The sequence below is a fragment of the Actinoplanes sp. NPDC026670 genome, assembly GCF_040638175.1.
Lineage (GTDB): Bacteria > Actinomycetota > Actinomycetes > Mycobacteriales > Micromonosporaceae > Actinoplanes.
The window spans coordinates 1-12,602 of the sequence record NZ_JBEZXU010000129.1; the positions used below are offsets into that span (position 1 = coordinate 1).

The window sequence follows — 12,602 nt, forward strand, 5'->3', positions numbered from 1 at the left end:
CGGCCGCGCCACGCCCGGAGGGCCTGCGCGCGCCGGAATCGGCCGCCGCGGCGGCGCCGGCCGAGAACACCACCGGAACCGCCGCCGGCCAGGTGCCGGTCGGCGAGGCCGCGCCGAACACCGGCGGCCAGGACAGCGCCGGGCAGGGCGACCGATCGGGTCAGAGCGGCGGAGACGGTACGGCCGGAGCGTTCACCGGAACCGGGAAGTCCACCCCCGCCGAGTCCTCCGCCGGCGCGTTCCCGCAGGTCGGAGCACCGGCCGAGACGGCTGCACCGGCCGCGCCGCACACTGCCGGGCTCGCCGGGGTGACCGGCCCGCAGGCGACCGCCCCGGCCGCGCCGACCACCGACGCCCAGGCCGCCGCACCACAGGCCCCGGCCACTCCGGCGCCCGCGGCGGCACAGGTGGCCACCCGGCTCGTCCCGCTCCGGCTGGACGCCGACGGTGTGCACCGGCTGACCGTCAACCTGCATCCGGCCGACCTGGGACCGGTACAGGTGGTGGCGGAGATCCGCAACGGCGACATCACCGTGCAGCTGTCCGGCGGGACCGAGGCGGGCACCGAGGCGCTCCGGTCGTCGCTCGACGATCTGCGGCGTGAGCTGGAGAACTCCGGGTTCGGCAACTGCACACTCGACCTGCGGCAGGGCAACGCTCAGCAGCAGGCGCGGCAGCAGTTCGCCGAGACGCCAGGCCGGCGGGCCGACGGGCAGCGCGGTGGACCGGACGTCGGCGCCGAGCCGGCGCCGGTGGCCACCCGCCGGGTGGGCCCGGGGACCGGTCGGCTGGACGTGCAGGCCTAAGCGAACCGGCGCCGGCTCCCCCACGGGGCCGGCGCCGGTCAGCTGGTCTTTCCTGGTTCGGGGCTGTCGTACGGCTCGGGCGTCATCACCGTCCCGGGCGGCTCCTCCTCGGCCTTCCGGTAACCGGCGAGGACGAACCGGAGCCCGGCCAGCAGCACCGCGGCGATCGGCACGGCGACCAGGAACCGGATCAGCACCTGGATCAGGTCCACCTCGTCGAGGAGCAGGCGGTACCACGCCGGCGCGCTCATCAGCAGCGCGAACAGCAGAACCGACGGCTTGATCATCGGCTCGGCGGGTTCAGCGGCGGCCGGACCGGGTCAGCCGGCGCGGAACCACCGCCGACGGCATGACCTCGGCCGCGATCCGGGCGCACAGCATGGCCGCCCAGGCATGCGGGGTGGCCGGCTTGCCGTCCAGCGAGAAGATCGGGACGTCCAGGCCGAGGACCGACGCGGGGTCGGCGGTCAGTTCCACGCTGTGCACCACGAGCGCCTCGACCTCGCCGAGACTGCGCAGGTGGCGGGCCGAGTCGGCGGTCTTGCGGGTGGCGTCGACGACGGCCCACAGCGCGGTGGCGCCGAGCGCGTCGCTCATGTCGTTGACCCAGAACGGGTCGGTCCCGCCGACCGGCGCCTCGATCACCACCACCCACGGGTGCTCGGAGCTCTGCAGTTTGTCCGCCCGTGACTCGGCCGCGCTGCGGCTGGAGATGAGCCGGGACGAGTGCAGCCCGGTGCCGGCCGTCGACGGGGCGGCGAGCAGCAGGTGGGTCTGGTCGACGTGCAACTGCTCGAGGATCTGCTTGGCGATCGGCACCGCGGTGTGCACCTCACCGGCCAGCACCAGGATCTCGCCGGGGCCGTCCGGGATGCCGGGTGCGGCCGGGCGGGCGGCGAGGACGCTGAGCACACCGGCGTACGTGTCCCCGCCGGTGATCTTGCGGGCCATCGACTCGGGCATGCCGACCGTGATCAGGTTGCGCTGCACCGGGTCGAGCTCGCCGGAGCGCAGCGCGGCCGGCGCCGCGGCCGGGGTGGCCACCGCCGGCGGGGCCGGCGCCTGTGCGGCCGGGGCGGGCGAGATCGGCACCGACTCGTCGAGCCCGTACACGTCGGCCGCGGACCGGATCGGCGCGGGCGGCTGGGCGAAGGCGGCACGCGGCGGCGCCGGGGTGGGCTCGACGGTCCGGAACGGCGCCGGGGAGACCGAGCGGGGGGCGGCCGTGGCCGCGCGGATCGGGGTCATGGTCTCGCGGGGCTCCGGGGTCTGGCGTTCCTTGGCGGCGGGCCGCTCGGGGAAACTCGGCGTGGTGGGCAGGGCGGCGGGCAGCGGCCGGCCGGCGTTGACGGGTGAGCCGGTGGCGGTGGCCGGGCGGAACGGGCGCACCGTCGGCGACTCCTCGCGCGCCTCGGCCGGCTTGAGCGGCTCGGCCGCCCGGGGCCGGGACGGCGCACGGCCCTCACCGAGGTGCCCGGCGACGTCGAGACCGGCCATCAGCTCGGCGAACGCGGCCCCGGTGTCACCGAGCCCGGCCTGCCGGCCCTCCTGACGGGTTCGCCGCTCGGGGGCCGCGGGCGCACGGTCGGTGGTCACCCGGTCATGCGCCTCGGCCTGTTCGAGCAGGCGCTCGAAGTTGTGTGTGCCGTTGCCGGCGACGGTCTGTTGCGCCATGTCATCACTGTCCTCGGTTGGATCCGGTACCTCGACGGAGAGCTCGTAGTGCTGCTTCGCGAAGAAGCCCCCGATGCCACCACTTCGTACCTTGTCGGCGGAGATGATCCGGACGCTCGAGCCGTACTCGTCACGTACCTGAGCCAGTAACGGCTCGATGGCCGGTCCCTCAAGCAGCACCCGCGTAGGCACCGTTCACCACCCCTATCGTCTCGATCTGTGCGGTGGAACCAGAGATTTCGCTGTACGACAGCACCTGAACCCGGCGCGAGCCGGCTCGCAGCAGTCGCATCAGTGGCAGCCGCAGCTGTGGTGAGCAGGCCAGGACCGGGTTGAGTCCCTGCTGCTCGGCGGCCTCGGCGAGCCGGCTGGCCTCACTGACGATCGCCTCGGCGCGCATGCCGTCGATCGCCATGAAGGCGCCTGTGTCGCTGGGCCGCAACGACTCGAGCAGACCCTGCTCGAGCATCGGGTCGAGAGTGATCACGGTGAGCCGGCCCGCGGTCGCGTACTGGGCGGCGATGGCCGGTCCGAGGGCGCCGCGCGCCGCCTCGACCAGGCCGTCGTGATCCTGGGAGGTCTTGGCCCGCAGCGACAGCGCCTCGAAGATCCGGACCAGGTCGCGGATCGGCACGCCCTCGTCGAGCAGCGCCTGAAGCACCTTCTGCACCTGGCCGAGGCTGAGCAGCGCCGGGGTCAGCTCCTCGACCACCACCGGGTGGGTGCGCTTGACCATCTCGGAGAGGGCGCGGACGTCCTCGCGGCCGAGCAGGCGGCTGGCGTTGGTGCGGACGATTTCGGCCAGGTGCGTGATGATCACCGAGGCCCGGTCCACCACCGTCGCGCCGGAGATCTCCGCCTGGTAGTGCAGCTCGGCCGGGACCCACTTGCCGGCGAGCCCGAAGACCGGTTCGACCCCGGCCCGCCCGGGGAGGGCCTGGAGACCCTCGCCGATGGCCAGGACGGTGCCCGGCGGCGCCTGGCCGGCGCCGGCGTCGACACCGGAGATCCGGATCGCGTACGAGGAGAGCGGCAGGTCCAGGTCGTCCCGGGTGCGCACCGGCGGCATGATCACGCCGAGTTCCATGGCCATCTTGCGACGCAGGGCGCGGACCCGGTCGAGCAGGTCGCCGCTGCTGGCGTCGACGAGGTCGACCAGGTCGGGGGCGAGGGCCAGTTCGAGCGGGTCGATCCGCATCTCGCCGAGCAGCTGTTCCGGCGAGTCGGGCGAGGGCAGGTCGACCGCCTCGGCCGCGGCGCCGCCCTCGACCGGCTCCGGGACCGGATCCTTGATCCGCTGGGCGATGAGCAGAACGGTTCCGCCGACCAGCAGGAACGGCAGTGGCGGCAGGCCGGGGATGACGCAGAGGGCCATCGCGGCGCCGCCGCCGATCCGCAGGGCCAGCTTGTTCTGGCTGAGCTGGGTGGTGACGGTCTGGCCCATGTCGCCGGAGGTGGCCGAGCGGGTGACGATGAGACCGGTGGCGACCGACAGCAGCAACGCCGGGATCTGCGAGACCAGGCCGTCGCCGATGCTCAGCATGCTGTAGTGGTTCATCGCGTCGACCGGGGCCATGCCGGCCTGGAGGATGCCGACCGCGAAGCCGCCGACCAGGTTGATCACCGTGATGATGATGGCCGCGATGGCGTCGCCCTTGACGAACTTGGAACCACCGTCCATGGCGCCGTAGAAGTCGGCCTCCGACGACACCTCCGCCCGGCGCTTCTTGGCCTCGGCCTCGTCGATCAGACCGGCGTTGAGGTCGGCGTCGATGGCCATCTGCTTGCCGGGCATGGCGTCGAGGGTGAACCGGGCGCCGACCTCGGCGACCCGCTCGGCGCCCTTGGTGACCACGATCATCTGGACGATCACCAGGATCGTGAAGATCACCAGACCGATGACCAGGTTGCCGCCGACGACGAAGCTGCCGAACGCATGGATCACCTTGCCGGCGTCGCCGTCACGCAGCACCAGGCGTGTCGCGCTGATGTTGAGGGCGAGTCGGAATAGGGTCATGACCAGCAGCAACGCGGGGAAGACGGCGAAGTCGAGCGGCTTCTGCACGAACATGGCGATCAGCAGCACGAGCAGGGCGGCCGTGATGTTCACGGCGATCAGCATGTCCAGCAGGAAGGTCGGCAGGGGGACGACCATCATGATGATGATGCCGACGACCCCTATGGGTACGGCAAACCTGCCTAGGTTTCGGTTCTTCACAGCACCTTCCGAGCGTGGGCAGTCCGATGGCCATCCGAGCCCAGCCGTCGCCGTCCTGGCGTTGTTCTGTTCGGCGTTCCGTCGCCGTCACTGAGGCCGCTGTGGCACCGCCACGTCTCGATCTTCCCTGCTCTTGCACCGCGTTGTGAGGAAATCTCCGGAATCGGTGGTTATGCCATAGCTGGGGTCGGGTTCGGGTTGCGATGCAAACCGGCCGCCGCACCACGTGCCTTCAGGCTCATCACGAACGCCAGCACCTTGGCCACCGCGCCGTAGAACTCCGCCGGGATCTCCTGGCCGATCTCACAGTCCTGGTTCAGCGCCCGGGCCAGCGGGATGTCCTGCACCATCGGGATCCGGTTCTCGGTGGCGATCTCGCGGATCTTCGCGGCCAGCGGGCCCTTGCCCTTCGCCACCACCCGGGGTGCGCCCTTCTGCGGCTCGTATCGCAGGGCCACCGCGACGTGCACCGGGTTGACCACCACGACGTCCGCGGTCGGCACGTCGGCCATCTGCCGGTTCCGTGCCATGGCGTGCTGCTTGGCCCGGATCTGGGCCTTGACCAGCGGGTCGCCCTCGGTGTTCTTGTGCTCCTGCTTGACCTCCTCCTTGCTCATCCGCAGCTGCTTCTTGGTGCGGCGCCGGACCACGAAGTAGTCGGCCGCCGCCATCACGATGCCGGCCGCCGCCGCGGCCCGGATCAGCTGGATCGACGCGTCGCTGACCACTCCGAGCAGGGTGACCAGCGGCAGCCGACCGGCGTCCATCAGCACCGGCACGATGTCCTGCATCGTGAGCCAGAGGACAACCCCCAGCACGATCGTCTTGACCAGGGCCTTGAAGCCCTCCCACAGCGCCTGCGGGCCGAGCATGCGCTTGAGGCCGCTGAACGGGTTGAGCCGGTTGAACTTGGGAATGAACAGCTTGGTGGCGACCCGGATGCCGCCCTGCGCGGCGGCCGCCACGATGCCGACCGCCATCATGGTCAGCGCCAGCGGCAGCACCGCCCAGGCGGCGCTCATCAGCGCGTCCCGGAAGATCGCCAGGCCCTTGCCGACGTCCGGATTCGCGATGGTGTCCGGGATCTTCTCCATCAGCTCCTGGGCGTGCTCCATCGCCTGACGCAGCGTGCGCGGCAGCATGATGCTCGCGGCGAGCATGCCGACCCAAGCACCGAGGTCCTGGGTCTTGCCGATCTGGCCCTCTTGCTTGGCCTTCTTCAGCTTTTGTTGTGTGGGTTCCTCGGTCTTCTCGCCGGACACGTCTCACCTCCCCGCGCTCGTGGCTCTACCAACGCTCTTCGGCGTGGTTCAGCCGCCGCTGAGCCGGACCACCGCGGTGACCGCCTTCTCGACCAGGGTGTCGAGGGCGCCCGGCAGCATCGCGATGGCGATCCCGGAGAGGGTCACCACCAGGAAGATCTTGATCGGAAAACCGAGCTGGAACGCGTTGAGCGCCGGCGCCACCCGGTTCAGCAGGCCCAGCGCCACGTCGGCGAGGAACAGCACGGCGATCAGCGGCCCGGCGATCTGGACCGCGGCCAGGAACATCTCGCCGGCCCCGCGCAGCAGCAGCCGGCTGAAGACCTCGGTGGAGAAGGTGGCGTCCAGCGGCAGGGTACGGAAGCTCTGCAGGAATCCACGCAGGATCATCTGGTGCCCGTCCCCGGCGAAGAGCAGGGTCAGCGCCACCAGGTTGTAGAACCGGCCGAAGATCGAGGCGCTGCTCTGCGAGAACGGGTCGTACGACGCGGCCAGGGTGAAACCGCTGAACAGGTCGAGCAGGTCACCGGCGGCCTGGATGGCGGCGAACAGCATCGCGGTGAAGAAGCCGAGCGCCGCGCCGACGAAGACCTGGAGGGCGGCGCTGAAGATCAGGTCCTTGGTCTCCAGCGACGGGACCGTAGTGGTCAGGTAAGGCGCCATCGGCAGCGTCAGGCCCACCGACAGCAGCGCCTTGACCTGCCCCGGGATGAGCCGGGAGTTCAGTGGCGGGCACACCATCATCCACGCGCCGGTTCGTACCGCTCCCAGCATGACCGCCAGGAACTGTGCGATGGCAACGTCGAAGTTCATCGTCTCAGTACGAGCCCACCAGCGCCGTGATGATCAGGCTCCACCCGTTGACCAGCACGAACAGCAACAGTTTGAACGGCAGCGCGATGGTCACCGGGGGCAGCATCATCATGCCCAGCGACATCAGGGACGCCGACACCACGAGGTCGATGATCAGGAACGGAATGAAGATGACGAACCCGATGATGAACGCGGCCCGCAGCTCGGAGAGCACGAACGCCGGCACCAGCGTGGTCAGCGGAACCGCCTGGATGTTCGGCGGGCGCTCCTCGCCGGACACCTTGATCAGCAGCGCCAGCTCGTCCTCGCGGGTCACCTCGTACATGAACTCGCGCAGTGGCTCGACGCCGTCCTTGAACGCCTGCGACTGGGTCTTGTCGCCGTTCAGGTAGGGCTGCACGCCCTGCTCGTTGATCGCCGACACGGTCGGGCCCATGATGAACAGGCTCAGGAACAGGGCCAGACCGGCGAGCACCTGGTTGGGCGGCATGGTGGTCAGCCCGAGCGCGTTGCGGGTGATCCCGAGGACCATGAAGACCTTGGTGAAACACGTGCAGAGCAGCAGCAGCGCGGGGGCCACCGAGAGCAGGGTCAGCCCGAGGACGATCACGAGCGACGCGGCCGGGCGGCTGCCGTCCGGGTTGGTGCCGTTGATCTGGATGTCGATGCTGGGTGGTGTCGGCGCGGGCGCGGCCGAGGCGGCCTCCGGCAGCAGGACCAGGGTCGCCGCCAGGATCAGCAGGGAGAACGCGCGCCTCGCCATGTCGTCATCGCCTCGTCGTCCGGTCGCGCAGGAACTCGAGGGTCGAGGTCCACGTCTTCGGGGAGAGCAGTGAGCCGTCGAGCCGGCCGCCGAGACTTCCCGGGTGCCGGCCCGGCAACGTGGCCGACAGACCGCCGGCCTCCACCTCCATGTGGTCCCGGTGCTCCTCGGGCTCGGACTCGAAGGCCTCGATGTCCGTCTCGCCGAGGAGGCTGACCTGCTGTTCGGTGATCCCGAGCACCAGTGCGCGATCCGCCACCCGGACCACCGCCACCGCCGAGCCACGGCTCAGCTGCTGACGGTTGAGCACCGCGAGCGTCCCGTCACGACGGCCCGCGTACGGCCGGCGGACGGCCTTGGCGAGCAGCCACATCAGCATCAGGACGACGAGCAGGGAGAGGATGACGCGCAGGGTGAGCGAGATCAAGGCGGTTACTCCGCGCCCGGCGAGACGATCTCGGTGATCCGGATACCGAAGTTCTCGTCCACCACGACGACCTCGCCGCGGGCGATCAGGCGTCCGTTCACCAGCAGGTCGGCCGGGCTGCCGGCGGCCCGGTCCAGTTCGACGATCGCACCAGGGGTGAGCGACAGCAGCTCCCGCACGCTCATCCGGGTCCGGCCCAGCTCGGCCGAGACCTCCATCTCGACGTCGTGCAGCATGTCGAGGCCGCCACGCCCGCTCGCCATCCGGCTCGGCGCGGCCCGCTGCGAGACGTTCACCGCGCCCTGGTCGTCGCCGGGCCACTGGCTCAGCGCGAGGGCCAGCACCGCCCGTACCTCGGTCTCGTCCTGAAGCGGAACCGCGACCGAACCGTCCTTCGCGGCCAGGGCGCTCAGCGCGACCTCCGGCTCCATCAGCTGGCCGGGGTCGAGGACCACCGGGCCGAAGACCCGAGCGGCCGCCTCCAGGGCCGGGCGCACCGCGGCGGTGAGGTCCAGCTCGCCGAGCGGGCTCTCCCGGAGCGCGTCCGCCAGGTCCTGACCGACCACGACGAGGACCTCACCGGAGGCCGCGCCGGTGAACCGCGCCGTGATCGCCTGGCCTTCGATCACCGTCCCGGCGTCCGGTATGACCGGATCGCCGACCACCAGGGCTCGGCTGGTGGGCAGGACGGCCAGCGCGGCCTCGGCGGCGTTCCGGGCTAGCGCCAGCTGAGGCGCGGTCATGGTGGGCGCTGTCATGGGCGGCCAGACTCCTTGGACGAGCTCTCGTTGGGCGACGGCACGACGAGACACGCCAGCCGGGCGCCCTGGTTACCGGGAACTGCATGAGCGAAGACGATGTCGTGCACGGTCACCTCGAGCGGCCGGCTGGTCGCGTGTCCGAGCGGGACCACGTCGCCGGGGCGCAGATCCACGATGTCATCGGTACGCATCCGGATGGGCTGAAATCGCACTGCTACGTCGATCGGAGCGGCGGAAAGTCCGGCGGTCAGGTTCCGCAGGGCGGTGTCCTTCGCCTGGCGTTCGGCGGCACTCAACACGATCGCCTCGGTACGCGACAGCACCGGCAGGATCGTGTTGAACGGCAGGCAGAGGGTGGAGATGCACTCCTCAGCGCCGATCTTCGTCTCGAAGGAGGCGACCACCACCGCGTCACCCGGGGCGTGGGCACGCAGGAACTGCGCGTTGTACTCGATCTCCTTGAGCTTCGGCGAGATGTCCACCATGCTCTCGAAGCCGTACCGCAGCTCGCCGAGCATCCGTTCCATCAGGCCCCGCAGCAGCGGCATCTCGACCTCGGTCAGCGGCCGCTCCGGCTGGCTGCCGCCGGGGCCGCCGAGCATGTGATCGATCGCGGTCATCACCGCCGACTGGGCGATCTCCAGCAGGACCGTGCCGGGCAACGGGTCCAGCGTGACCACACCGATGATCGTCGGATTGGCGAGCGCGGCGACGTACTCGTCGTAGTTCAGCTGCTCGATGGAGATGAGACTGACGTTGCTGACCGCCCGGAGCCGGGTGGTCAGCAGGGTGCCGCAGCTTCGCGCATAGGACTCGAAGACCATCTGCAGGGTACGGACGTGCTCGCGGGAGAGCTTGATGGGGCGCCGGAAGTCGTACGCGGTCGGGCCTCCGCCTTGGCCGCGACGTGACATCCTGCCGGGGGATCGCTGAGCGGTGGTCACGTCGTCCTCATCGGCTCACTTACCGAACCGCTGAGCCGTGGCGGCGTTTTCATCCAGTTCTCGCGCCGATGGGCGGGTCTCCCGGAGGAGACCCGCCCGGCCGGCGGTCTTACTGGGTCACGAAGGACGTGTAGTAGATGTCCATGACCATCTTCTTCTTGTCCTCGGTGTAGGTCTCGATCAGCTTCGCGAGCAGCTCTTCCTTGATCTTCTCGCGGCCCTCGGCGGTGGAGAGCTCCTCCAGCTTGCGGCCGGTGTAGGCGTCGATCGCCAGCTGGTAGGCCTCGTTCAGGTCGACCGCCTCGGTGCCGGCGTCCTCGGTCTGCTGGAGCGCGAAGCCGAGCTTCAGGTAGTGCCCGTCGGCCAGGTTCACCGTGATGGTGCTCTCGCCTGCGGTGACGACGCCCTTGACCGGCTTCTCCTCGGCGGCCGAGGCCGTGTCGCCGCGGAGCATGAAGAACGCCCCGGCCCCACCGCCGCCCAGGATGACCAGCACGAGGGCGATGACCACCATCAGCATCTTGTTGGACTTCTTCGGCGCTTCGGCCGTTTCCTTCTCGTCAGCCATTACGAACTCCCCTCAGTTCAGTCGTGCGTGGTGGTCTTGGTGGTGGTGTGCTCAGTGGTGGTGCTCGGCGTCGTGGTCTCGGTCGCGGCCTTCTGCTCGGCGTTGTACTCGGCGGTGGTCTGGCCGGTGTGCAGCTTGCCGTCCTCGCCGGCCGCCGACGGCAGCAGCGCCGCCTGGTCCGCGGTGAGCTGGGTGAGGACGACTACGTCCACCCGGCGGTTCATCTGGATCGAGCGCGGGTCCTTCGGGTCGATCAGCGGCTTGGTGTCGGAGAAGCCCACCGCGCTGAGCCGCTTCTTCGGCAGACCGTGGTCGGTGAAGAACCGGACCGTGGTCGAGGCGCGCGCCGCGGACAGCTCCCAGCCGCTGGGGTAGAACGTGGTGCGGGCCTTCAGCTGGTTGGTGTGGCCGTCGACCTCGATGTTGTTCGGCAGGCCGGCCAGCGTCGGGGCGATCGCGTTCAGGATCTTCTCGCCACCGGTCTGGAGTTCCGCCCGGTTGCCGGCGAAGACCACCTCGTTGGTCACGATGGTGACGATCAGGCCGCGCTGGTCGATCGTGAACTTCGCGCTGCCGAGCATCTTCTGCGCCGCCAGCGCGTCGGCGATCTTCCGTTCGATGGCCTTCAGGTCCTCGGCCTCCTTGGCGGCTTTCTCCGCGTTGGCCGACGCCTGCTTGCGGTCCTCGGCCTTGATGGCCCGCTCGACCGCTTCCTTCTGCTTCTGGTTCAGGCCCTCGGTGCCCGAGCTGCCGTCACCGGGGTTGGAGCCCGGGTCGATCTGCACCACCTGGGCGTTGTTCGAGGCGCCGTCCAGCGGGGCGTAGTTGCCGCTGAACGCCGCGCTCTTGGAGCCGAACCCCTGGGACAGGCCCTGCGCCAACTGCGCGAACTTCTTCTGGTTCACGTCACTCATCGAGAAGAGCACAACGAAGAGAACAAACAGCAGGGTCAGCATGTCTGCGTACGACACGAGCCAGCGCTCGTGATTGACGTGCTCCTCGTGCTCCTCGTGCTTCTGCTTACGCTTTCCCCCGCCGGAACTCATCTAGGTCAGGCCGCCTTCTTGCTCGAGGCCGCAGCTTCGGCCTTCTTCATCTCGTCGGGCGGGAGCAGACTGCGCAGCTTCTGGGCGACCAGACGCGGGTTCGAGCCGGCCTGGATGGCCAGGACACCGTCGATGACCAGCTCCATCTCCTCGGCCTCGATGGCGCCGAGCCGGTCGAGCCGGGCCGCCATCGGCAGGAAGATGATGTTCGCGCTGAGCACGCCCCAGAGGGTCGCGACGAACGCCGCAGCGATCGAGTGGCCGAGCGTCTCGGGCTTGTCCAGGTTCTCCAGCACGTGGACCAGACCCATGACCGTGCCGATGATGCCGATCGTCGGGGCGTAGCCGCCCATGTTCTCGAAGAACTTCTTGCCGGCCTTGTCGGCCTTCTTCTTGGCGGACACCTCGGCGTGCAGGATGTCGTGCAGCTCGTCCGGGTCGGTGCCGTCGATCGCCAGCTGCAGACCGCGCTTCAGGAAGGGGTGCTCGACCGTCTTGACCGCGTCCTCGAGCGCCAGCAGACCCTCGCGGCGGGCCCGCTCGGCCAGCTTCACGACGTTGTCGAGCAGCTGGGTCGGCGGGGTGACCTTGTTGGTGAAGGCCTTCTTGAGCTGGGTGATGAAGCCGCCGGCGTCCTTCATGATGCCGCCGGCCATGGCGGCACAGAAGGCGCCACCGAACACCAGGAGCATCGAGGGAAGCAGGATGATGGAGGCGGGTGAGCCGCCCTCCAGGATCTGGACGGTGAAGACGATCGCCAGGCCGGCGACCACACCGATGATGCTAGCGAGATCCATCAGCGTTCCTTCCGGTGCAGCGGGAGCACCTTGGCGTCGAGGTCGTCATCCGAGGAGGACGAGGAAGTGGTGAGAGCCGAGGGCTCGGGCTCCATGCGGCTCGCCTGGGCGATCAGCGAAGCGCGGTAGTGACGCACCGAGTCGATGAATTCGGGCACGGACTCGGCGATGACGTATTTGGTGCCGTCCACCAGGGTGACGACCGTGTCGGGCGTGCAGTCGACGCGCTCGACCAGGTCCGGGTTCAGCGCGAACACGGCACCGTTGATACGAGTTACGAGGATCAAGTTCCGTCCTTGGGTCGTCCTTGGCTGGTGTAGGCCGTCCGTGGCCCTTCGCCTGTTACTTCGGCCCGATCCCGGTTGCCGATGAGATCGAGGCGGTCGCTATCCGGGTGCGAAGGTGCTCGTCCGTCCGGACGTGCAGAACGGCCGGGTCCTGCGCCACGTTAGCCCTACCCGGCCCCCCCGTTCAGCAAAACAAAAAAATGAAGAAGAACAGATAAAGGTGGATAAACATGGGT

The 12,602-nt window shown here is 69.5% G+C and carries 14 protein-coding genes; 1 reads left to right on the top strand and 13 read right to left on the bottom strand.

Going from position 1 to position 12,602, the window contains the following annotated elements:
• A partial coding sequence (locus tag AB0E94_RS51685; protein WP_360343976.1) for a flagellar hook-length control protein FliK occupies positions 1-806 on the top strand: 806 nt, incomplete at its 5' end.
• Positions 807-844: 38 nt separating this feature from the next.
• Here AB0E94_RS51685 and AB0E94_RS51690 read toward each other — a convergent pair.
• From AB0E94_RS51690 to AB0E94_RS51750, 13 genes are all read right to left on the bottom strand, one after another.
• The gene (locus AB0E94_RS51690; protein WP_360343979.1) at positions 845-1,093 is read right to left on the bottom strand and encodes a hypothetical protein; all 249 of its coding nucleotides are present in this window, start codon (positions 1,091-1,093) and stop codon (positions 845-847) included.
• Positions 1,094-1,106: 13 nt separating this feature from the next.
• Entirely contained in the window at positions 1,107-2,660 is a 1,554-nt protein-coding gene (locus tag AB0E94_RS51695; RefSeq protein WP_360343982.1) for a hypothetical protein, read from the bottom strand.
• Positions 2,650-4,635, bottom strand: coding sequence for a flagellar biosynthesis protein FlhA (locus AB0E94_RS51700; protein ID WP_360343985.1), 1,986 nt, complete (start codon positions 4,633-4,635; stop codon positions 2,650-2,652). Before AB0E94_RS51700 ends, AB0E94_RS51695 begins: the two co-directional genes overlap by 11 nt.
• A gap of 233 nt (positions 4,636-4,868) precedes the next feature.
• Positions 4,869-5,960: an EscU/YscU/HrcU family type III secretion system export apparatus switch protein gene (locus tag AB0E94_RS51705; protein ID WP_360343988.1), complete on the bottom strand. Its 1,092-nt coding sequence runs from the start codon at positions 5,958-5,960 to the stop codon at positions 4,869-4,871.
• 48 nt (positions 5,961-6,008) lie between these two features.
• On the bottom strand, positions 6,009-6,773 hold the full coding sequence (locus tag AB0E94_RS51710) for a flagellar biosynthetic protein FliR (RefSeq protein ID WP_360343991.1): 765 nt from the start codon (positions 6,771-6,773) through the stop codon (positions 6,009-6,011).
• A gap of 4 nt (positions 6,774-6,777) precedes the next feature.
• Positions 6,778-7,536 (bottom strand): flagellar type III secretion system pore protein FliP, encoded by a 759-nt coding sequence (fliP, locus tag AB0E94_RS51715; protein WP_360343994.1) that lies wholly within the window; start codon positions 7,534-7,536, stop codon positions 6,778-6,780.
• A 4-nt stretch (positions 7,537-7,540) separates the two neighbouring features.
• Positions 7,541-7,963, bottom strand: coding sequence for a flagellar biosynthetic protein FliO (locus AB0E94_RS51720; RefSeq protein WP_360343997.1), 423 nt, complete (start codon positions 7,961-7,963; stop codon positions 7,541-7,543).
• Positions 7,964-7,968: 5 nt separating this feature from the next.
• Positions 7,969-8,721, bottom strand: coding sequence for a flagellar motor switch protein FliN (gene fliN, locus AB0E94_RS51725; protein WP_360344000.1), 753 nt, complete (start codon positions 8,719-8,721; stop codon positions 7,969-7,971).
• Positions 8,718-9,638 carry a flagellar motor switch protein FliM gene (locus tag AB0E94_RS51730; RefSeq protein ID WP_360344003.1) on the bottom strand — a complete coding sequence of 307 codons (921 nt, stop codon included), beginning with the start codon at positions 9,636-9,638 and terminating at the stop codon, positions 8,718-8,720. The genes fliN and AB0E94_RS51730 overlap by 4 nt, the downstream gene beginning before the upstream one ends.
• 139 nt (positions 9,639-9,777) lie before the next feature.
• Positions 9,778-10,236 carry a flagellar basal body-associated FliL family protein gene (locus tag AB0E94_RS51735; protein ID WP_360344006.1) on the bottom strand — a complete coding sequence of 153 codons (459 nt, stop codon included), beginning with the start codon at positions 10,234-10,236 and terminating at the stop codon, positions 9,778-9,780.
• A gap of 17 nt (positions 10,237-10,253) precedes the next feature.
• Positions 10,254-11,282 (bottom strand): flagellar motor protein MotB, encoded by a 1,029-nt coding sequence (locus AB0E94_RS51740; RefSeq protein ID WP_360344009.1) that lies wholly within the window; start codon positions 11,280-11,282, stop codon positions 10,254-10,256.
• Between the two features lie 5 nt (positions 11,283-11,287).
• Entirely contained in the window at positions 11,288-12,079 is a 792-nt protein-coding gene (locus tag AB0E94_RS51745; protein WP_317789926.1) for a flagellar motor protein, read from the bottom strand.
• A complete protein-coding gene (locus AB0E94_RS51750; RefSeq protein ID WP_093619563.1) occupies positions 12,079-12,366 on the bottom strand; it encodes a flagellar FlbD family protein in 288 nt (95 codons plus the stop codon). Before AB0E94_RS51750 ends, AB0E94_RS51745 begins: the two co-directional genes overlap by 1 nt.
• Positions 12,367-12,602 lie beyond the last annotated feature (236 nt).

Bases quoted from the DNA above. Each gene is read 5' to 3' on its own strand.
- AB0E94_RS51690 (WP_360343979.1), bottom strand. From the start codon at position 1,093: ATGATCAAGCCGTCGGTTCTGCTGTTCGCGCTGCTGATGAGCGCGCCG.
- AB0E94_RS51700 (WP_360343985.1), bottom strand. From the start codon at position 4,635: ATGGTCGTCCCCCTGCCGACCTTCCTGCTGGACATGCTGATCGCCGTG.
- AB0E94_RS51710 (WP_360343991.1), bottom strand. From the start codon at position 6,773: ATGAACTTCGACGTTGCCATCGCACAGTTCCTGGCGGTCATGCTGGGA.
- fliP (WP_360343994.1), bottom strand. From the start codon at position 7,536: ATGGCGAGGCGCGCGTTCTCCCTGCTGATCCTGGCGGCGACCCTGGTC.
- fliN (WP_360344000.1), bottom strand. From the start codon at position 8,721: ATGACAGCGCCCACCATGACCGCGCCTCAGCTGGCGCTAGCCCGGAAC.
- AB0E94_RS51730 (WP_360344003.1), bottom strand. From the start codon at position 9,638: ATGTCACGTCGCGGCCAAGGCGGAGGCCCGACCGCGTACGACTTCCGG.
- AB0E94_RS51735 (WP_360344006.1), bottom strand. From the start codon at position 10,236: ATGGCTGACGAGAAGGAAACGGCCGAAGCGCCGAAGAAGTCCAACAAG.
- AB0E94_RS51740 (WP_360344009.1), bottom strand. From the start codon at position 11,282: ATGAGTTCCGGCGGGGGAAAGCGTAAGCAGAAGCACGAGGAGCACGAG.
- AB0E94_RS51745 (WP_317789926.1), bottom strand. From the start codon at position 12,079: ATGGATCTCGCTAGCATCATCGGTGTGGTCGCCGGCCTGGCGATCGTC.